General features: G+C 72.3%; 19 protein-coding genes. 11 read left to right on the top strand and 8 right to left on the bottom strand.

Annotated elements, in window-relative coordinates; genetic code table 11:
• The first annotated feature begins 32 nt into the window (after window positions 1-32).
• Window positions 33-1289 (top strand): RNA polymerase sigma factor, encoded by a 1257-nt coding sequence (locus ACZ5UI_RS16995; RefSeq protein WP_464189003.1) that lies wholly within the window; start codon window positions 33-35, stop codon window positions 1287-1289.
• Here ACZ5UI_RS16995 and ACZ5UI_RS16990 read toward each other — a convergent pair.
• Genes ACZ5UI_RS16990 through ACZ5UI_RS16970 form a run of 5 tightly spaced genes read right to left on the bottom strand, consistent with a single transcriptional unit; the run spans window position 1196 to window position 6799 of the window.
• Window positions 1196-2557, bottom strand: a complete 1362-nt coding sequence (locus tag ACZ5UI_RS16990; protein WP_464189001.1) for a TrpB-like pyridoxal phosphate-dependent enzyme — start codon at window positions 2555-2557, stop codon at window positions 1196-1198. The genes ACZ5UI_RS16995 and ACZ5UI_RS16990 overlap by 94 nt on opposite strands.
• 17 nt (window positions 2558-2574) lie before the next feature.
• The gene (locus ACZ5UI_RS16985; RefSeq protein WP_464188998.1) at window positions 2575-3900 is read right to left on the bottom strand and encodes a glutamate decarboxylase; all 1326 of its coding nucleotides are present in this window, start codon (window positions 3898-3900) and stop codon (window positions 2575-2577) included.
• A 19-nt stretch (window positions 3901-3919) separates the two neighbouring features.
• Window positions 3920-4471 (bottom strand): YqgE/AlgH family protein, encoded by a 552-nt coding sequence (locus tag ACZ5UI_RS16980; RefSeq protein WP_464188996.1) that lies wholly within the window; start codon window positions 4469-4471, stop codon window positions 3920-3922.
• The gene (locus tag ACZ5UI_RS16975; protein WP_464188994.1) at window positions 4471-5604 is read right to left on the bottom strand and encodes an FUSC family protein; all 1134 of its coding nucleotides are present in this window, start codon (window positions 5602-5604) and stop codon (window positions 4471-4473) included. The genes ACZ5UI_RS16980 and ACZ5UI_RS16975 overlap by 1 nt, the downstream gene beginning before the upstream one ends.
• Before the next feature lie 34 nt (window positions 5605-5638).
• Entirely contained in the window at window positions 5639-6799 is a 1161-nt protein-coding gene (locus tag ACZ5UI_RS16970; protein ID WP_464188991.1) for an MFS transporter, read from the bottom strand.
• Between the two features lie 110 nt (window positions 6800-6909).
• Here ACZ5UI_RS16970 and ACZ5UI_RS16965 point away from each other — a divergent pair, with 110 nt between their 5' ends.
• From ACZ5UI_RS16965 to ACZ5UI_RS16950, 4 genes are all read left to right on the top strand, one after another.
• Window positions 6910-8253, top strand: a complete 1344-nt coding sequence (locus ACZ5UI_RS16965; RefSeq protein ID WP_464188989.1) for an HD-GYP domain-containing protein — start codon at window positions 6910-6912, stop codon at window positions 8251-8253.
• Between the two features lie 387 nt (window positions 8254-8640).
• Window positions 8641-9108 (top strand): hypothetical protein, encoded by a 468-nt coding sequence (locus ACZ5UI_RS16960; RefSeq protein WP_464188987.1) that lies wholly within the window; start codon window positions 8641-8643, stop codon window positions 9106-9108.
• A 17-nt stretch (window positions 9109-9125) separates the two neighbouring features.
• The gene (locus ACZ5UI_RS16955; protein ID WP_464188984.1) at window positions 9126-10493 is read left to right on the top strand and encodes a sensor histidine kinase; all 1368 of its coding nucleotides are present in this window, start codon (window positions 9126-9128) and stop codon (window positions 10491-10493) included.
• Complete coding sequence (locus ACZ5UI_RS16950) at window positions 10490-11161, top strand: response regulator transcription factor (RefSeq protein ID WP_464188982.1); 672 nt, start codon at window positions 10490-10492, stop codon at window positions 11159-11161. Before ACZ5UI_RS16955 ends, ACZ5UI_RS16950 begins: the two co-directional genes overlap by 4 nt.
• Before the next feature lie 6 nt (window positions 11162-11167).
• Here ACZ5UI_RS16950 and ACZ5UI_RS16945 read toward each other — a convergent pair whose 3' ends face one another.
• Both ACZ5UI_RS16945 and ACZ5UI_RS16940 read right to left on the bottom strand, forming a co-directional pair.
• Window positions 11168-13039, bottom strand: coding sequence for an acyl-CoA dehydrogenase family protein (locus tag ACZ5UI_RS16945; protein WP_464188980.1), 1872 nt, complete (start codon window positions 13037-13039; stop codon window positions 11168-11170).
• A gap of 25 nt (window positions 13040-13064) precedes the next feature.
• A complete protein-coding gene (locus tag ACZ5UI_RS16940) occupies window positions 13065-13676 on the bottom strand; it encodes a CGNR zinc finger domain-containing protein (RefSeq protein WP_464188978.1) in 612 nt (203 codons plus the stop codon).
• A 45-nt stretch (window positions 13677-13721) separates the two neighbouring features.
• On the opposite strand from ACZ5UI_RS16940, the gene ACZ5UI_RS16935 reads away from it, so the two are divergent.
• Complete coding sequence (locus ACZ5UI_RS16935) at window positions 13722-14387, top strand: AzlC family ABC transporter permease (RefSeq protein ID WP_464188976.1); 666 nt, start codon at window positions 13722-13724, stop codon at window positions 14385-14387.
• Window positions 14384-14695, top strand: coding sequence for an AzlD domain-containing protein (locus tag ACZ5UI_RS16930; protein ID WP_464188974.1), 312 nt, complete (start codon window positions 14384-14386; stop codon window positions 14693-14695). The genes ACZ5UI_RS16935 and ACZ5UI_RS16930 overlap by 4 nt, the downstream gene beginning before the upstream one ends.
• Here the strand turns inward: ACZ5UI_RS16930 and corA are convergent.
• On the bottom strand, window positions 14692-15675 hold the full coding sequence (gene corA / locus ACZ5UI_RS16925; RefSeq protein WP_464188972.1) for a magnesium/cobalt transporter CorA: 984 nt from the start codon (window positions 15673-15675) through the stop codon (window positions 14692-14694). The genes ACZ5UI_RS16930 and corA overlap by 4 nt on opposite strands.
• 113 nt (window positions 15676-15788) lie before the next feature.
• Here corA and kdpF point away from each other — a divergent pair, with 113 nt between their 5' ends.
• Genes kdpF through kdpB form a run of 4 tightly spaced genes read left to right on the top strand, consistent with a single transcriptional unit; the run spans window position 15789 to window position 20109 of the window.
• Window positions 15789-15878 (top strand): K(+)-transporting ATPase subunit F, encoded by a 90-nt coding sequence (gene kdpF / locus ACZ5UI_RS16920; RefSeq protein ID WP_464188970.1) that lies wholly within the window; start codon window positions 15789-15791, stop codon window positions 15876-15878.
• A 2-nt stretch (window positions 15879-15880) separates the two neighbouring features.
• A complete protein-coding gene (kdpA, locus tag ACZ5UI_RS16915; RefSeq protein WP_464188968.1) occupies window positions 15881-17539 on the top strand; it encodes a potassium-transporting ATPase subunit KdpA in 1659 nt (552 codons plus the stop codon).
• Between the two features lie 3 nt (window positions 17540-17542).
• Window positions 17543-18106 carry a potassium-transporting ATPase subunit KdpC gene (kdpC, locus tag ACZ5UI_RS16910; protein WP_464188966.1) on the top strand — a complete coding sequence of 188 codons (564 nt, stop codon included), beginning with the start codon at window positions 17543-17545 and terminating at the stop codon, window positions 18104-18106.
• Window positions 18103-20109 carry a potassium-transporting ATPase subunit KdpB gene (gene kdpB, locus ACZ5UI_RS16905; protein WP_464188964.1) on the top strand — a complete coding sequence of 669 codons (2007 nt, stop codon included), beginning with the start codon at window positions 18103-18105 and terminating at the stop codon, window positions 20107-20109. Before kdpC ends, kdpB begins: the two co-directional genes overlap by 4 nt.

Below are 20109 nucleotides of genomic sequence, written 5' to 3'. Positions count from 1 at the left end.
GCACGCCAGCGGGGATGCAACCGTCGGGGCTGTTGTCCAATCCGGTCCGGCTGGCCGGCACGTCGCTGCTGCGGCTGCAGTCCGACGAGCGCCTGGTGGAGCTGGCGCGCGCCGGGCACGAGCCGGCCTTCGACGCGATCGTCCACCGCTATCGGCCCGCGCTGCTGCGCTACTGCACGCGGATCCTCGGCCCGCAACGGGCCGAGGACGCCGTGCAGCAGGCGCTGGCCAGCGCCCACACCGCGATGACCAACGGCGACGACCGCGACCTGCAGCTGCGGCCATGGCTGTACCGGATCGCGCACAACACGGCGCTCAACCTGCTGCGCGGCCGGCGCGACGAGGTCGAGCTCACCGACGAGCAGTTCGCCGCCGCGCACACGCCCGAGGATCAGGTGGCCGAGCGTGAGCGCCTGGCGTCGGTTCTCACGGCGATCGCCCAGCTGCCGACATCCCAGCGCGACGCTCTCCTGCTACGTGAGCTGGAGGGGCGCTCGCACGAGGAGATCGGACGGGCGCTCGGGGTCTCGTCCGGCGCAGCGCGCGCCACGCTGTTCCGGGCGCGCGCGGCGGTTCGCACCGCGTGTTCTGCGCTGACGCCAACGGGGCTGGTGCTGCGCGCGGCCGAGGTCGGCGGGGGCGATGCCTCGTCGCACGTGGCCGCCAAGGCGGTCGCCGGGGTGCTGGCCGGCTGTGCGCTGGTGGGCGGCGGGGCGACGAGCGGCGTGATCGGCGGGACGCACCATCCGGTCGCGCCGGCGACGACGCATGCGGCGGCGTCCAAGCGCGAGGTCAAGCCGGTGCGCCCGGCGACCGCCTCCACCCCCGCGGCGGCGGCGGTGCCCGCGGCCAATGGCGCAGCGAAGGCGCCCGAGTCGCCGGTGGCGCTCCAGGCGGTCGAGGCGCCCAAGCCGGGCCGCGTCGAGAAGGTCAAACCGGCGCGGCCAGCGAAGCCGGCGCCGCCCGAGCCGGAGCATGGGCGCGAGCGGGAGCATGGGCGCGGGCACGACAAGCACCTCGAGAAACCGCCGCCGCCCGACGACGTGTGGCGAAATGAGTCCGACGGTCGGACTGAATCCGCCACACGTGGCCATGGGGAGGACCGTGGGCGTGGGGAGGACCACGGACACGGACACGACCGCGACCGCGGCCACGGCCACGGCCACGGCCACGGTCACGGCCAGGACGACGACGGTCAGGCGATCGCGGGGGTCTCCGGCAAGCGCGACAACGCGGCCTCCATGTCGGACTCCGAGAACTCCGGGTCCGGGAGGGATCCCGACAAGTAGGCGTCGTAGGCGGCCATGTCGAAGTCGCCGTGACCCGACAGGCCGAACAGGATCACGCGCTGCTCGCCGGCCTCGCGGGCCGCTTCGGCTTCGAGCACCGCGCCGCGCACCGCGTGGGCGGACTCGGGCGCCGGGATGATCCCCTCGCAGCGGGCGAACTGCACGGCGGCGGCGAAGCACTCGTTCTGGCGCAGCGCGCGCGCCTCGACCAGCCCCTCCTTGACCAGCGCCGAGACCAGCGGCGAGTCGCCGTGGTAGCGCAGGCCACCGGAGTGCACGGGCGGCGGCACGAAGTCGTGGCCGAGCGTGTACATCGGCATCAGCGGCGTCAGCCCCGCGGTGTCGCCGTAGTCGTAGCGGTAGGCGCCGCGGGTCAGCGTCGGGCAGGCGGCCGGCTCGACCGCGACGAACCGGGTCTTCGACTCGCCCTGCAGCACGCGGCGCAGGAACGGGATGGCCAGGCCGCCGAAGTTCGAGCCGCCGCCGCAGCAGGCGATGACCACGTCGGGGTCGTCGCCGGCCAGCTCCATCTGCGCGATCGACTCGATGCCGATGACCGTCTGGTGCAGCAGCACGTGGTTGAGCACCGAGCCCAGCGAGTAGTTGGTGTCCTCGCGCTGGGCGGCGATCTCGACCGCCTCGGAGATCGCGATGCCCAGCGAGCCGGTCGGGTGCTCGGCGTTCGCCCGGCCCGCATCGGTCAGGTCGGAGGGCGAGCGGTGCACCGTCGCGCCCCAGGTCTGCATCATCGACCGCCGGTAGGGCTTCTGGTCGAACGACGAGCCGACCATGAAGACCTCGCACTCCAGCCCGAACAGCGCGCAGGCGAAGGCGATCGACGAGCCCCACTGGCCCGCGCCCGTCTCGGTGGTGATCTTGCGGATGCCGGCCTGGGCGTTCTCGTAGGCCTGCGGGATCGCCGTGTTGGGCTTGTGCGAGCCCGCCGGCGAGGTGCCCTCGTACTTGTAGTAGATGTGGGCCGGCGTATCGAGCTCGGCCTCCAGCCGCCGGGCGCGGAACAGCGGCGTCGGGCGCCACAGCTTGTAGGCCTCGCGCACCGCCTCGGGGATGGCGATCTCCGGCTCGGCGCTGACCTCCTGCTCGATCAGCGCCATCGGGAAGATCGCCGCCAGGTCGGCGGGGCCCGCGGGCTCCATCGTCGCGGGGGACAACGGCGGCAACCCAGGGCCGGGGAGGTCGGCCATCAGGTTGACCCAGGCCGTGGGGATCTGATCCTCGGACAGCAGGAACTTCGTGGGCTCGGACATCGGGCGGGCTCTCCTCGTCAGCAGATCGGACGCTTGGGCTGGTGGGGCGGGACGGCGCCGGTGCTGCGACCCAGGGCCCATTCCAGGTCACCGGCCAGGAGGTCGACGAGGTCGCGCGAGACCGACTCGCGCACGACCATGCGCAGCACGGCCACGTCCTCGGCGTTGGCCGGCAGCTTGTAGGCCGGGATGATCCAGCCCTGCTCGCGCACGTGCGCGGACAGCTCGAACACGTCGTGTGTGCAGTCGGGCTTCATGGCCACGGCGATGACCGGCATGAACGTCTCCTCGCCGATCATCTCGAAGACCTCCATCTCACGGAGCTTCTGGCGCAGCGCCTTGGCGTTGGTGTCGATCGCCTGCATGACCTTCTGGTAGCCGGTGAAGCCCAGGCGCAGGAAGTTGTAGTACTGCAGCACGACGCCCTGGCTGGCCTGGGAGAAGTTCAACGAGTAGGTCGGCGAGGAGCCGCCCAGGTAGGTGATGTCGAAGATCAGCTGGTCGTCGACGTCGGACTCGTCACGGAAGATCACCGAGCCCATGCCGGGATACACGAGTCCGAACTTGTGGTTGGAGATGTTGATCGAGCGCACGCGCTCCAGCCGGAAGTCCCACAGCAGATCGGGCTGCAGGAACGGCGCGACGAAGCCGCCCGAGGCGCCGTCGACGTGGATCGGCACCTCATAGGGCAGCGTGCGCAGCATCGCGTCGATGCCCGCCACGTCGTCGGTCTCGCCGGTGAACGTGTTGCCCAGGATCGCGCCCACCGCGACCGTGTTCTCGTCGACCACGGCCTTGACCCGGTCGGCGTCCAGCACGTAGCGGCCGGGCTCCGGCGGAACGATCCGCAGCTCCAGGTCGAAGTAGCGCGCCGCCTTCTCCCAGCACGTGTGCACCAGCCCGCTGCAGACGACGTTCGGCTGGCCGGTGCCCTGGCCGCGCTTGCGCCAGGAGAACTTGTGGGCCAGCAGGCCGAGCATGATCGCCTCCGAGGAGCCGACCGTCGCCGTGCCCACCGGCGTGCACTCGTCGGGCGCGTTGAGCAGCGAGGCGAGCATCGCGTTGACGCGCCGGTGGATCGCCTCCGTGCGCGGGTACTCGTCCTTGTCGACGAGGTTCTTGTTGAGGACCTCCTTGGCCAGCTGGTCGGCCTCGGGCTCCATCCACGTGGTCACGAAGCTGGCCAGGTTCTGGCGCGGGTTGCCGTCCAGCGCCAGCTCGTCGCTGACCATCTGGTAGGCGTCGCGCGCCGGCATCGCGTGCTTGGGGATCTCCCACTTCGGGATGCCCTCCGTGAAGTACTTCTCCGCGTAGCTCAGCTCGAGGTCTTCGACATGGCGCATGTCTCGACCATACGTGAGCTCAGTTCATCGACGGGTCATCAGGCATCCGGGCCACCAGCGCGTACTGCCCGCCCAGCTCCTCCAGCGCGCTGACCCACAGGTCGTCGGCCGCCTCGGAGAACGGATCGCCGGCGGTCATCGGCGCGACGATCCAGTCCTCGCGCTCGAGCTCGTCGTCGAGCTGGCCCGGGCCCCAGCCGCTGTGCCCGAGGAACGCGCGCAGCCGCCGCGTGCGCGCGCCCAGCTGCTCCAGCGGCGCGCCGTCGGTGACCAGACCGATGTCGCCGCTGATCAGCAGCGACTCGCCCGGATCGGCGAAGTCGGCCAGCAGCACGATGTCCGAGGTCTGCACCGGCCCGCCCAGCCACAGGCGTGCACCGGCGCCGTCGCCCAGCGCCACGGAGACCTCGGGCACCGCCTCGACGGCCTCCAGCGGCGAGGGCCGGTTGAGCACCAGCCCGAGCGCGCCCTGGCTGGAATGCACGCAGACCAGGACCACCGTGCGATGGAAGTTCGGGTCCTCCAACGTCGGCGCGGCGATCAGCAGCTGGCCCTTCAGCGACTCGTCCATCAGACCCCAAGTCTTGCGCGTGCGTCGCGAACGGCGCTGCGCGCCTCCTCGCCGTCCATGCCCATCCCGCGCAGCAGGTCCACCGCGGTGGACCGGACCTGGCCCACGATCACGCTGGCCGACAGGTTGCCCGTGACCTCCAGCGCGGCGGTCGAGCGGGCCGCCGCGCGCAGCGCCGCCTCCTCGGCCGCGCGGTCGCGCTCGGGGTCGGCCAGCTCGCGCTCCAGCGCCCGCACCGACACGGCCAGCTCCCGGATCGCCTCGATGGCCAGCGGCGGGACGTGCTCGTCCAGCTCGACCGCGCGGATCGCGCCGCGCCCGAGCACGCGCGTGTTGCGCACCGCGTTGTCCAGCCCGCTGACCGCGGTCTCGTAGGGCACCAGGCGCGGGCGCAGGCGCCGCCGCGTGGGGGCCAGCGCGACGGTCTCGCGCGCGACGCCCAGCGCCTCGCGGTAGCGGCCCATCAGCGGGTCGATGCCGCGCGCGCGGGTCAGCGCCCGGGTGGCCGCCTCGCGGTCGTCGCGCTCGATCGCCTGCGCGGTGTCGTCCAGCGCGGCGGCCAGCTCGGTCAGCACCGGCTCGACGTGGCGCTTGACCAGGCGCAGCGGATCGGTCGGCACGATCGCGTTGACCAGCAGGGCGAAGGCCGAGCCGATCAGCGCGTCCAGCCAGCGCGACGGGTCGATGCCGCTGGTCGGCACCTGGATCGTGGCCACCAGCACCGCCGACACCGCGCACTGGTTGACCAGCAGCGTCCCGCCGCCGGCCAGCACCGCGGCGGCCATGGCCAGCGCCACGACCACCGAGATCTGCCACCAGCCCGCGCCGATGATGAACACGACCAGGTCGCCGACGCCGATGCCCAGCGCCACGCCGACGGCCAGTTCGATCGCCCGCCGCCCGCGCTGGCCGTAGGTCAGCCCGAGGGTGAGGATCGCCGCGACGGGCGCGAAGAACGGGCTGCCGTGGCCGACCAGGTGCTTGGCCACCAGCCAGGCCAGGCCGGCGGCCAGCGCGCACTGCAGGATCGTGAAGCCCGCGGTGCGCAGCCGCTGCACGCGCACCCGCAGCGACTCCCGCGACCGGCGCGACGCCTGGCCGAGCAACTCGCCGGGTTCGCGGATCGAGGACACCACGGGCACCGTACCCCCGCGGCGGCCTTGCGCATCATGGCCCGGCGGTGCTCGGGCGGATGCGCCGGGCCATCGCCCCGGCCACGGCGATCACGCCCAGGCCGGCGACCAGGTAGGCCAGCCGCGGCGACCACACCGAGGTGAGCAGGCCGCCGAGCAGGAAGCCGACGCCCGGGGCGGCGGCCGCGACCGACTCCAGCAGCCCGACCACGCGGGCCTGCAGCGCGTCGGGCACCGCCTCCTGCACCGCGGTCAGCACCGACACCCACTGCAGCCCGTTGCCGGCCCCGCCGACGATCGAGGCGACGCAGGCCAGCGCGATCGTCGGCGCGACGGCCAGGCCGAGGTAGCCGACGCCGACGGCCACGGTCGAGAACACCACGAGCACGCGCGTGGGCGCGTTGCGCACGCGCGCGAAGAGCGCCGAGCCGATCACCAGCCCGACGCCCCACGCGGCCAGCAGGGCGCCGTAGCCGATGTCGCCCGCGTCGAGCGTGTCGACGGCGTAGACGACCTCGATCGGGATGACCAGGAAGAAGAAGACGAAGGCCAGCGTCTGCGCGGCGATCAGCGTCTGGATCGGCTCCTCACGCACGGCGGCGATGCCCTGGCGCATGCGCGCGGTCCAGCCGACGTCCTCCTCGTCGGGTGCGCCGGGCGGCAGCTCGCGGCCGCTGAACAGCAGCACGGCGATCAGCGCGAAGGAGGCGCAGTCGACCCACAGCGCGGCCGGTGCACCGGCGGAGGCGACCAGCACGCCGCCCAGCACCGGCCCCGCCGCCGAGGTCAGCGCGAAGGCGCCGTTGAGGATGGCGTTGCCGCTGCGCAGCGCGCCGTGCGGCTTGAGCACGGCGGCCACCGCGGCGCGCGACAGCCCGCGCGCGGTCAGCGCCAGCGTCCCGTCGATCGTGGCCAGCAGCAGGATCCCGGGCAGCCAGAAGCCGTGCGCGGCCAGCAGCGCCAGGCCGGCGAAGGCGGCCGCCTCGATCGCGTACAGCGCGGGCAGCGACCGGCTGACCAGCTGACGGTCCAGGCGGGCGGTCAGGGCGGGCGCCAGGAACGCCGGGATGAAGCGCGAGCACAGGAACAGCGCGGTGGTGGCCAGCGCCGAGTTGGTGCCCTCGAGCACCAGCAGCGCGAGCGCGACGACCCCGAGGTTGTCGCCCAGTTCGTTGACGGCGTAGCTCCCCGCCAAACGCCGGAAGCCTGGAACGCTCAGAGGTGCTCGTTCGTCGGTCACGCGGTCGGCCACGCTAGCGCGCCCAGGGCTCAACTTCTGGTGCATTCGCGCCGATAAGCGGGACGGTGCGTCGCAAGATCCAGATAGGCGTCGTCTGCGTGCTGCTGCTCGCAGCCCTCGTCGTCGCCGCACTGCAGTCCCGCACGGCCGACTGGGAACCCGTCTCCCTCGTCGTCGTGCTGGCCGCGCTGGCCGTCATCAGCGACGCCCTGACGATCGTCACCCGCGGCCTGCGCCTGTCGGGCTCGTTCCTGGCGCTCGTGCTGGCCATGACCTTCCTGGGTCCGGCCCCGGCGGTGGCGATCGCGGTGCTGACGATCAGCATCGACGCGCTGCGCACGCGGCCGCGCATCGACGGCGCGCTGTTCAACATCCTCACCTACGCGACCTTCCCGCTGCTGGGCGCGCTGCTGGCCCGGGCCGCCGTCGACGCCGGCGTCGATCCGACCACCGCCTCCTACGCGCTGGTCGTGCTCGGCGTCTACGCGGTGACGATCCTGGCCAACTTCGCGCTGACCGCGCTGGGGCTGTGGGTCTTCTACGACACCTCGCCGACCAGGCTCGCGCGCGAGGTGCTGGCGCCGATCCTGCCCTCCGAGGCCGCGGCGGCGATGCTGATCGTCGCCTTCGCGCTGACCTACATCACCGCCGGCCTGGCCGCCCTGGTCGTGCTGCTGGGCGCGCTGATCGCCTTCCAGTACCTGACCCGCGCGCTGCTCATCTCCGAGGAGCGCGCCGAGCAGCTGGAGGCGCGCTCGACCGAGCTGGCCTCGCTGCAGGTCGGCGTCCTGGCCGCGCTGGTCCAGACGCTCTCGCTGCGCGACAAGATGACCGCCCGCCACTCCGCCGCGGTCGCGCGCTACGCGCGCGCCATCGCCCGGGCCACCGGGTGCAGCGAGGAGCAGCAGGACCTGGTCCACACCGCCGGGCTTCTGCACGACATCGGCAAGTTCATCTTCCCCGACCGGATCCTGTTCGCCGACCGGCGGCTGAGCGAGGACGACTGGGAGATCGTGCGCCGGCATCCGGCGCAGGGCGCGCGCGTCGTCGGCAAGGTCGCCGGCCTGGGCCCGGTGGCGGAGATCATCCGCTGCCACCACGAGCGCATCGACGGCACCGGCTACCCGCGCGCGCTGCGCGGCGACGACATCCCCCTGCTGTCGCGGATGATCTCGATCGCCGACACGTACGACGTGATGACCGCACGCGACTCCTACCGCACGCCCGTCTCCCAGGAGGCGGCGATCGCCGAGCTGCGGCGCGTGTCGGGCACCCAGCTCGACGGCGAGCTGGTCGAGGTGTTCATCCAGCTGCTGTGCGAGTCGGGCGTCGGCTTCCAGCACACGACGGACGCCGACTTCGAAGCCGAGCTGAACATCGAGGCGCGCGTGCGTGCCTTCGTCGGCTGAGCCGCACGGCTGACGCCGCCTCGTACATTCGTCCAAACCTACGCAAAGCGCGCTAAAGCGGCCTTTGCGTCGACCGGGCGAGATGCCACAGTTCCGTTTGCGTGTTCGCACGCAGCACAAGACGGGCGCTGCAACGCCCGTCTCGTGACTTCGATGTGTGTTTCTGACCAGCGTGTCGCCGCAGGGGCTTGCGGCGGGAAGGAGCGCCACGGTGGGCTTCAAGATCTGATTTTGCGCCTGTTCACCAGGCAACCAGAGGGCGTCCCACCGGGGCGTCCTCTCTCTTTTTCGGCAGGGATCGCGCGGCATGGAGCGCTGCAACAGATCTTTCGACGGATGTTCTAGTCCGGACACCCGGGGGAACGGAGGGCGGGAATCGCCGACGCGTTGGAAAACGAGCTTGCGGCGCTCTCGGGCGTCGCCACCGAGACGATCGGCGCGCCGCTGCACGCGGTGGCGTTGCTGACCGCGCTGGCCGGCGAGCTGGACCCCGGCGCCGCCGACGCGCTGAGCCTCCGCCGCCACTTGGCGGCCGCGCGCCGGCTGGCCGCGCACGCGGCGCTGGCCGCCGCCTGCGTCAACGGCGCGTTCGGCGACCGCCCCAGCATGGAGCGCGCCCGCGCGCGCGTGCTGACCGGCCTCGTGCCGCTCGCGCGCGCGACGACCACGCCGCCCGGGCGCGCGCTCGGCGCGGTCGCCCAGGCGGCGCTCGAGCTCCCGCCGCTGGGGGAGGAGGGCAACGGCGACTGGCAGCTGCGGGCCATCGCCTTCGTCGACGAGCACGCCCTGCGCGCGCTGCACGACGCCTGCGTCACGCTGGCCGCGTCCGCCCTGCGCGAGGCGGCGGGTCGCTAGCCAGCTACGCTCGGCTCATGCTCGGGCCGCGCCCGTCACCGCCGGCGGCATGGGTGGGCATCCTCACGGCGGCGCTCCTGATCGCCGCGGTCACGCTGGTCATCCTTCCGCTGCGCGCCCACGCCCCGGTGGCCGCGCTGGGCGTCGCCTACCTGCTCGTCGTGCTCGTCGTCTCGGTGCTGTGGCGTCCGTGGGTCGGCGTGGTGACCGCGCTGGCCTGCGCGGTGGCCTTCAACTTCTTCCATCTGCCGCCGACCGGCAGCTTCGCGATCCGCGACTCCGGCAACGTCACCGCGCTGCTGGCCTTCCTCGTCGTGGCGGCCGCGGTGATCGCCGTCGCCCAGCTGGCCCAGCGCCGCGCGCTGGAGGCCGAGCGGCGCCGGGCCGAGGCGGACCTGGCCGCGCAGGCCGCGCGCGTGCTGCTCGGCGAAGGCGACCTGCGCGAGGGCCTCGCGCTGCTGGCCGAGCGGCTGGCCGGGGCGCTGGCGCTGCCCTCGGCGGCGGTCCTCGTCGGCCCCGCGCCGGAGCCCGACCCGCGCCGCGAGGCGGTGGCGCTGGGGGACGCGGGCTGGCTGGTGGTCCCCGCCGCGCTGCCCAAGCCGCTGCGCGCCGAGCTCGAGGAGCGGATCGCGCCGGCGCTGGCGCCCGTGCTGGCCGCGGCGCTGGAGCGCGAGCGGCTGCAGGGCCAGGTGGTCGAGACGGCGGCGCTGCGCCAGTCCGACGTGGCCAAGACCGCCGTGCTGCGGGCCGTGTCCCACGACCTGCGCTCGCCGCTGACCGCGATCGTCACCGCGGGCGAGGCGCTGCGCTCGCCGACGCTGAGCGACGGCGAGCGCGAGGAGCTGGCCGACGTCGTCGTCTCGGAGGGCTCGCGCCTGTCGCGCCTGATCGAGAAGCTGCTGGACCTGTCGCGGCTGCAGTCGGGCTCGGACCGGCCGCGGCCGGAGCCGATCTCGCTGGAGGAGGTCCTGGTCGCCGCGGCCGACGAGGTCGACGGCCGCTTCGACCTGTCGCTGGGCGATCTGCCGCCGGTGCGGGCCGACGCCGCCCAGCTCGAACGGGCCTTCGCCAACCTGCTGGAGAACGCCGCGCGCTACTCGGGCGGTGAGGCGGTCAAGGTGCGCGCGCGGGCGCTGCACAACCGCGTGGTCGTGCGCGTGGTCGACCGCGGACCGGGCATCGAGCGGGCCGAGCAGGAGCGCATCTTCGAGCCGTTCCATCGCGGCGAGGACCGGCGCCACACGGGCGCGGGGCTGGGGCTGGCCATCGTGCGCGGGCTGGTCGAGGCCAACGGCGGCAAGGTGTCGGTCGAGTCGCTGCCCGGCCAGGGCGCGTCGTTCGTCGTCGAGCTGCCGCTGGAGCCGGTCGGAGCCCCCACGGCTTGAGCTCGGGCGAGCCACCCCGGATCCTCGTCGTCGACGACGAGCACCAGATCCTGCGCGCGCTGCGGGTCATCCTGCGCGACGCCGGCTTCGAGGTGATCGAGGCGGCCACCGCCGAGGAGGCGCTGGACCGCGCCGCCGTACGCCCGCCGCAGGCGGCGATCGTCGACCTCGTGCTGCCCGACGGCGACGGCATCGAGGTGGCCCGGCGCCTGCGCGAGTGGTCGGCCATGCCGATCCTCGTGCTCTCCGCGGTGGGCGAGGAGGACGAGAAGGTGCGCGCGCTGGAGGCCGGCGCCGACGACTACGTCACCAAGCCGTTCGGCCCGCGCGAGCTGGTCGCGCGCCTGCAGGCCGCGCTGCGCCGCGCCGGCGGCGGCGCCGAGGAGCCGGTCGTCCGCTCCGGCGACCTGGAGGTCGACCTCGCCGCCCGGGTCGTCCGGGTGGCCGGGGCGGAGGTGCACCTGACGCCGATCGAGTTCGACTTGCTGCGCACGCTGGTGCGCAACCGCGGCCGGCTGCTGACGCACCGCACGCTCCTGACGGAGGTGTGGGGCGCCGGCTACGCCGACGACACCCAGGTCCTGCGCGCCCACATCGCCAACCTGCGGCGCAAGATCGGCACGGGCGCGGTCAAGACGGACCCGGGTGTCGGTTATCGCTTCGTCTGAACGGCGTCAGTCGCCGGGCGTGGGCACCGGCTCGGCCACGCCGGCCTTGGACTCGGCCGGATCGAGCACGTCGGCCTCGAACCAGGTGTAGCGCCCGTCCAGCACCTTCTGGGCGGCCGTGTAGTTGTCGGCGTCGTCGTTGGCCCACAGCTCGTGGAAGAGCTTGTCGGCCCGGCGATGGGCCTGGTGGGCGAACAGGTCGGCCAGCTCGCGCGCCTCGTCGGTGTCCAGCGTCGTGGCGTACGTGATCGCCGCGGAGATCGCGTACAGCTCGGCGCCGATGTCGACGACGCGGCCCAGCAGGTGGCCCTTCTGCTCCAGGGACGCCTGGTAGCGACCCATCAGGTAGAAGATCGAGCGGGCCAGCTTGCGCGAGGCCTTCTCGACGTACCGGGCGTGCTCGGCCAGCGAACCGAACTGCTCGAAGCTGCCCGGCTTCTGGCCCTCGCCCACGGCGAGCTTGGGGAACCAGGTGGCGTAGAAGCCGCCGGCCTTCAGCGCGCCCTTGGCCTTGTCGGCGATCGCCGTCTTGGGGTCGAGGATGTCGCCGGCCACCGACAGGTGGGTGTCGACGGCCTCGCGCGCGATCAGCAGGTGCATGATCTCGGTCGAGCCCTCGAAGGTGCGGTTGATGCGCATGTCGCGCAGCATCTGCTCGGCCGGGATCGGCTTCTCGCCGCGCGCGCGCAGCGACTCGGCGGTCTCGTAGCCGCGGCCGCCGCGGATCTGGACCATCGTGTCGACGACCTGCCAGCCCAGCTCGGAGGCGTACAGCTTGGCCAGCGCGGCCTCGATGCGGATGTCGTTGCGCTTGTCGTCGGCCAGGCGGCTGGACACGTCGACCAGCGCCTCGATGCCGAAGGCCGAGCCGGCCACGAACGCGACCATCTGCGCGACGGGGTCGTGCTTGCCCACCGGCGCGCCCCACTGCTTGCGCGTGGCGGCGAACTCGCGGGAGATCTTCAGCGCGTACTTCGTCATCGCGGCGCAGATCGCCGGCAGCGACAGGCGGCCGGTGTTCAGCGTCGACAGCGCGATGCGCAGGCCGTCGCCCTCGCGGCCGACGATGTTCTCGGCCGGCACCAGCACGTCGTCGAACGTGGTCAGCGAGTTCTCGATGCCGCGCAGGCCCATGAACTGGTTGCGCGTCTTGACCTCGATGCCCTCGCTGTCGTAGGGCACGATGAAGGCCGAGATGCCGCCCTTGTGGCCCTCGGACTTCGGCACGACGGCCATCACGATGACCACGTCGGCGATCGCGCCGTTGGTGGCCCACAGCTTCGTGCCGGTCAGGCGGTAGCCGGTGCCGTCCTCGGTGGGGACGGCCGTGGTGGTCATGCGCGCGGGATCCGAGCCGACGTCGGGCTCGGTCAGCAGGAAGGCCGAGATGTGCGTGCGCGCGACCTTCGGCAGCCACTCCTGCTTCTGGGCGTCGGAGCCGAACATGCGCAGCGGCTCGGGCAGGCCGATCGACTGGTGGGCCGACAGCAGCGTCGAGATCGCCGAGTGCCAGGTGCCGGTCAGCGCCAGCGCCTTGTTGTAGTAGACCTGGCTGAGACCGAGCCCGCCGTACTCCTCGGGGATCTTCATGCCGAGCGCGCCCATCTCCTTGAGGCCGTCGATGACGTCCTCGGGGATCTTCGCGTCGCGCTCGATCTGGAAGGGATCGACCTTCTCGGTCAGAAAGGCCCGCATCTGCGCGAGAAACGCCTCGCCCTTGGCGGTCGCCTCAGCGGGCTCGGCCGGCTGAGGGTGGATCAGGTCGGGACGGAACGAACCGAGGAACAGCTCCTTGCCGAACGACGGCAACTTCCACTCGGTTTCGCGACTCGCCTCCGCAACCTGCTTGGACTCTTCATAGGTGGGGTTCGCGGCCATGGGTCATATGTACCCGATTGGCGAGTCAACGAGCGCCGTTTTGCTCACACTTCTGGCGCGCGTACAGGCGGCGCATCTTCTCCCGGCTGCCGCACGCGCGCATCGCGCACCAGCGTCGTCGCCCCGTGCGGTCGTAGAACAGCCAGCCGCAGTGGCGCCCCGGGCAGCGTCCGACGCGGGCCAGCTCGGTGGGGTCGGCCAAGAGGGCGACGGCGTCGACGACGGCGGCGAAACGCGGCCGGCGCGGGTCGGTCCGCGGCCAGTCCAGACGGAACCCGTCGTCGCCCGGGCGCAGGATGCCCGCCGCGGCCGCTTCGGCGTGCTGGGTGCTGAGCAGGGCGAGGTCGCCGGGTGACGGCTCGTGCTGCTCGGCGATCGCCGCGAACACGCGGTAGATGGCGTCCCGGGCGCTGCGGGTGCGGGCCAGCTCGGGGCGGTCGACCGGGGCGACGCCGCGGCCGGCGACCAGGTCGAGGCGCCGACCCCAGCGCAGCAGCGCGTCCGCGCTGGTCAGGACGTCGGTGGGGTCCGCGGCCAGGTGCGTCGCGTCGGCCGACCAGTCGACGGTGTTGGCGAAGTCCAGGCACAGCCGGCCGCCGCGCAGGGGGATCGTCTCGGGGGTCGTGGTGTCGAGCATCCTTACCTCTTGAGAGACTCTACTGGTAAGGTCCGCCGCGCGCCGATGGAACCCACGCAACGCACCTACCGCGACGGCATCAGGCTGGCGCTCCCGCTCGTCCTGCCCACGCTGGCCATCGGCATCTCCTTCGGGGTGATCGCCGCGCCGGTCATCGGCAAGGGCGCCGCCAGCGTCATGTCGGTCGTGGTCTTCGCGGGCAGCGCGCAGGTCGCGTCGGTCACCGTGCTGGAGAGCGGCGGCGCGGTCATCGCGGCCATCGCCGCGGGCCTGCTGCTGAACCTGCGCTTCCTGCCCATGAGCTTCGCGCTGACCCCGGCCCTGCGCGGCGGGCGCCTGCGTCGCGCGGCCGAGGCGCAGCTGATCATCGACGCGAACTTCGCGATGTCGGCCGACGGCCAGGGCGGCTTCAGCCGTGAGGTGATGATCGGCGGGTGGGTGCCGCAGGCCTTCGGGTGGATCGGCGGGACCGTGATCGGCGTGCTCGCCGGCGGCGCGCTGCCCGAGCCGGCCACGCTCGGGCTGGACGCGATCTTCCCGGCGTTCTTCCTGAGCATCCTGGTCGCCGAGGCGCGCGCGACGGGCACGGAGAAGACGCTGCAGGCGATCGGCCTGGCCGCGGTCATCACGCTCGTGCTGCTGCCCTGGGCGCCCGCGGGCGTGCCGATCATCGCCGCGTCGGCCGCCGCGCTGCTGGGGCTGCGCCGGTGAACCACGGCTGGATCGTCATCGCCGCGCTCGCCGTGGGCACCGTCGCGATCAAGGCCGCGGGGCCGATCGTGCTGGGCACGCGGCCGTTGTCGGTGCGGATGCTGGGCGTGATCGCGCTGATCGCCCCCGCGGTGATCAGCGCGCTGGTCGTCTACGAGACGTTCGCCGACCAGCCCGACGGGATCGTCGTCGACGCCCGCGTCGCCGGCCTGGCCGCGGCCGGCCTGGCGCTGCTCGCGCGCCTGCCGATGATCGCCGTGATCGTCATCGCCGCGGTCGTCACCGCCGGCGTGCGCGCGGTGACCTAGAGCCACCCGGCGCGCCGGAACGCGCCCCACAGGCTGAGGGCGATCGCCACCATCAGGGCCAGCGCGAACGGGTAGCCCAGGCCCCAGCCGAGCTCGGGCATGTCGTCGAAGTTCATCCCGTAGATCGTCCCCACGAACGTCGGCGCGAAGAAGATCGCGGCCCAGGCGGAGATCTTCTTGACCTCCTCGTTCGTCGTGTTGGCGGCCTGGCTGAGCGCCTTGGTCTCCAGCGTCAGGTTCGTGCTGAGGATGTTCTGCAGCAGCTCGCGGAACCCCATCACCTGCTCCTGGATGCGCAACGCGTGGTCGAGCACGTCGCGCAGGTAGCGGTGCTCCTCGTCGTCGACGTCGGCCTCGTGCATCAGGCCCTCGAGGATCGGCACGAGCGGCTTGATCGCGCGCTGGAAGGCGATCACCTCGCGCGTCAGGTCGTAGATGCGCCGCGAGGCGCTCGGGCTGCCGTCGAAGACGTCGTCCTCGATCTCGTCGATGTCGTTCTCCAGGCCGGCGACGACCGGCTCGTAGTCGTCGACCACGCGGTCGAGGATCGCGTGCACGATCGTGCCGGTCCCGCGGCACAGCAGGTCGGGCCGGCTCTCGAGCTTCTCGCGCACGCGGTGCAGATCCGGCGCCTCGCCGTGGCGCACGGTGATGACGAAGTCCGGGGCGGCGAAGACGTGCACCTCGCCGAACTCGACGGTGTCGGAGGCGGCCACGTAGCGCGCGGGGCGGAGCACGAGGAACAGCGCGTCGCCGTAGTGCTCGAGCTTGGGCCGCTGGTGCGCGGTGACGGCATCCTCGACCGCCAGCTCGTGCAGGTCGAAGTTGCGCGCCACCTCGGCGAACTCGGCCGCGTCGGGCCGGTACAGGCCGATCCACGCGACCCCCGGGCCGCCCCGGCAGGCGGCGTTGATCGCGGCCAGGTCGTCGGGCGCCGGGGCGCGGACGCCGTCTCGGTAGATGGCCCGGTCGACGATCACTGGCGCCACCGTACGCGTCGCGGCGGACCACGGGCCGCGTCTTCACACGATCTTGATGCCGGGGCGCGGTTCCTGCACGGAAGGCGCACGCGGCCGGGCTGACGATCTGGCCCATGAGCACCACCGACCTGTTCGGGCTGATCGTCTCGGCCCTCCTCGTTGTCTACCTGGTCTACGCGCTGCTGCGCGCAGAGCGTTTCTAGCCATGCTCCAGGGCTGGCTGCAGATGGCCGTCTTCCTGGCCATCACCTTCGCCTGCGTGCCGCTGCTCGGCGGCTACATGGCCAAGGTCTTCACCGGTCAGCGCGTGTGGCTCTCGCCCGTGCTGGCCCCGATCGAGCGCCTCACCTACCGGGTGCTGCGCGTCGACCCCGAGCGCTCGCAGGGCTGGAAGGGCTACGCCGGCACGCTGCTCGTGTTCAGCGCCCTGTCGTGGCTGGCGCTCTACGCGATCCTGCGCACCCAGGCGCCCTGGGATCTCTCGTTCAACACGAGCTCGTCGTTCGTGACCAACACGAACTGGCAGTTCTACGCCGGCGAGACGACCTTCTCCAACCTGGTCCAGATGGCCGGGCTGGCCGTGCAGAACTTCGTGTCCGCCGCGGTCGGGCTGGCCGTCGCCGTCGCGCTGATCCGGGCGATCGCCAGCCGGCGCGGCGGCGAGGCCACGATCGGCAGCTTCTGGGTCGACCTGGTGCGCGGGCTGCTCTACGTGCTGCTGCCGATCGCGCTCGTCGTCGCCGTCGTGCTGGTCAGCCAGGGCGTCGTGCAGACGCTCGGCCACGCCGTCGGCTTCTCCGGGATCGGCGGGCAGGACGGGACGATCGTCGTCGGGCCGGTGGCCTCCCAGGAGGCGATCAAGATGCTCGGCACCAACGGCGGCGGCTTCTTCAACGTCAACTCCGCCATGCCGCTGGAGAACCCCACCCAGTTCAGCAACTGGGTCGAGATGTGGGCGATGCTGGTCATCCCCGCGTCGCTGACCGCCACCTACGGGCGGATGGTCGGCAGCCGCCGTCAGGGCTGGGCGATCTTCGCCGCGATGGCGCTGCTGCTCGTCGTCTCGACGGTCGTCATCTACCTGGCCGAGGCGCACGGGTCGCCGGCCCAGCACCTCGCGGGTCTGTCGGGCGGCAACATGGAGGGCAAGGAGCAGCGGTTCGGCATCGCCAACACGTCGCTGTTCACCGCCCTGACCACCGCGATCTCCTGCGGCGCGGTCAACGGCGCGCTGGAGTCGCTCACCGGCATCGGCGGGCTGATCCCGATGGTCAACCTGTCCTACTCGGAGACCGTCTTCGGCGGGGTGGGCGCGGGCATGTACACGATGCTGCTGTACGTCCTGCTGGCCGTCTTCATCGGCGGGCTGATGGTCGGCCGCACGCCCGAGTTCCTGGGCAAGAAGATCGAGGCGCGCGAGATCAAGCTCGTGACGCTGGCGGTGATCTTCACGCCGCTGATCGTGCTCGTGTTCACCGCCCTGGCGATCTCCAGCAAGTACGGCGCGCCGTCGATCTACAACGACGGGCCCCAGGGGTTCAGCGAGACGATCTACGCCTACCTCTCGCAGGCCAACAACAACGGCTCGGCCTTCGCCGGCTACACCGGCGTGACGTTCGCCGACCTGATGGGCGGCCTGGCCATGCTGCTCGGCCGCTTCGTGCCGATCGTCCTCGTCCTGGGCATCGCCGGGACGCTGGCGCGCAAGCGCATCGCGCCGCCGGGCCTGGGGACGTTGCGCACCGACACGCCCACGTTCGTCGGGATGAACGTCTTCGTCGTCGTCCTGATCGGCGCCCTGACGTTCTTCCCCGCCCTGCTCCTCGGCCCCGTCGTCCAGGGCCTGACCAACCAGCTGTTCTGACCCATGCGAAAGACACTCACCTCCTCCCTCATCGCCGTCGTGCTGTTCACCCTGGTGCTGGGCGTGGCCTATCCGCTCGCCGTCACCGGGATCGCCCAGGTGGCCTTCCCCGGGAAGGCCGACGGGTCGCTCGTCCGCGTCGACGGCCGGGTGGCCGGCTCGACGCTGCTGGCCCAGCGGTTCGCCGGGGCCAGGTGGTTCCACCCGCGCCCGTCGCAGACCGGTTACGACCCGTCGGCCACCACCTTCGCCAACAGCGGGCCCAACCAGCGGTCGACGAAGGACTTCTACGACGCGCAGATCGCCAAGTACCGGCGCGTGGAGGACACCGACGTCGTCCCGATCGACGCGGTCACCACCTCGGGATCCGGCGTCGACCCCCACATCTCGCGCGCCAACGCCGCGATCCAGGCCCAGCGCGTGGCCCGCGCCCGCGGACTGTCCGTGGACCGGGTCCGGCAGCTGATCGACGACCACACCGACGGCCGCTTCCTCGGGTTCGTCGGCCAGGCCGGCGTCAACGTCACCGAGCTCAACCTCGCTCTCGAACAGGAGGCGTCGCGATGAACGCCGACGTCCTGCGCCAGTCGCTGGTCAAGCTGGACCCGCGCGTGCAGATCCGCAACCCCGTGATGTTCGTCGTGGAGATCGGCGCGCTGATCGTCACCGGTGCCTTCGTCGTGGGCGGGGGGACCGACCCGCGCTGGTTCACCGGCGTGATCGCCGTCTGGCTGTGGCTGACCGTGATCTTCGCCAACCTGTCCGAGGCGCTGGCCGAGGGGCGCGGACGGGCCCGCGCCGCCTCGCTGCGGGCGATGCGCGCCGAGACCGTCGCGCGGCTGCGCGACGGGCGCGAGGTGCCCGCCTCGCAGCTGGCCAAGGGCGACGTGGTCGTCGTCGACGCGGGCGAGGTGATCCCCGGCGACGGCACCGTCATCGAGGGCATCGCCTCGGTCGACGAGTCGGCCATCACCGGCGAGTCGGCCCCGGTCATCCGCGAGTCCGGCGGCGATCGCTCGGCGGTCACCGGCGGCACCCGGGTGCTCAGCGACCACATCGTCGTGGAGATCACCCAGGAGCCCGGCGGGTCCTTCCTGGAGCGCATGATCGCGCTCGTCGAAGGCGCGTCGCGGCGCAAGACGCCCAACGAGATCGCGCTGAACATCCTGCTGGCCGGCCTGACGCTGGTGTTCCTGGTGGTGATCGTCACGCTGAAGCCGATCGCCTCGTTCGCCGGCACCGACATCTCGGTGACCACGCTGATCGCGCTGCTCGTCGCGCTGATCCCGACGACGATCGGCGCGCTGCTCAGCGCGATCGGCATCGCGGGCATGGACCGCCTCGTGCGCCGCAACGTGCTCGCCCTGAGCGGGCGCGCGGTCGAGGCCTCCGGCGACGTCGACGTGCTGCTGCTGGACAAGACCGGCACGATCACGCTGGGCAACCGCCAGGCCTCCGAGCTGATCGCGATGCCGGGGGTGTCCGAGGCCGATCTGGCCGAGGCGGCGCAGCTGGCCTCGCTGGCCGACGAGACGCCCGAGGGCCGCTCGATCGTCGTGCTGGCCAAGCGCTACGGCATCCGCGAGCGCGAGCTGGCCGCCGACTTCGTCACCGTGCCGTTCACCGCGCAGACGCGCATGAGCGGGGCCGACCTGGACGGCTCGCGGCTGCGCAAGGGCGCCACCGACGCGGTTGTCGCCTGGGTGCGCGAGGAGGGCGGCCCGGGTGGGTGGGATTTCGATCATCTGGAGGGCGTGGTCGACCGCATCGCCCGCGAGGGCGGCACGCCGCTGGTCGTGGCCCGCGACAGCCAGGTGCTCGGCGTCGTCTACCTGAAGGACACGGTCAAGGAGGGCATGGCCGAGCGCTTCGCCCAGCTGCGCCAGATGGGCATCCGCACGGTGATGGTCACCGGCGACAACCGGCTGACCGCGGCCAAGATCGCCTCCGAGGCCGGCGTGGACGACTTCCTGGCCGAGGCGACGCCCGAGCGCAAGCTCGAGCTGATCCGGGCCGAGCAGGCCGAGGGGCGGCTGGTGGCCATGACCGGCGACGGCACCAACGACGCGCCGGCGCTGGCCCAGGCCGACGTCGGCGTGGCCATGAACACCGGCACCCAGGCCGCGCGGGAAGCCGGGAACATGGTCGATCTCGACTCCAATCCGACGAAGCTCATCGAGATCGTCGAAGTGGGCAAGCAGCTGCTGATCACGCGCGGGGCGCTGACCACGTTCTCGATCGCCAACGACATCGCCAAGTACTTCGCGATCCTGCCGGCGATCTTCGTGGCCACCTACGCGGCGGCCGGCCAGGCCGACGGGCCGCTGGCCCAGCTCAACGTGATGGACCTGGGCACGCCCCAGTCGGCGATCATCTCGGCGATCGTGTTCAACGCGGTGGTGATCCCGCTGCTGGTGCCGCTGGCCCTGCGCGGCGTGCGCTACCGGGCGCTCGGGGCGACCGCGCTGCTGCGGCGCAACCTGCTGCTCTACGGCCTGGGCGGCATCGTCGCGCCGTTCGTCGGGATCAAGCTGATCGACCTCGTCGTGCACAACGTCCTCGGAGCCTGA

The organism is Conexibacter sp. JCM 18997, assembly GCF_055391915.1.
Note: the sequence above shows the minus strand (reverse complement) of the source record. Positions and strands in the feature narration are given on the sequence as shown.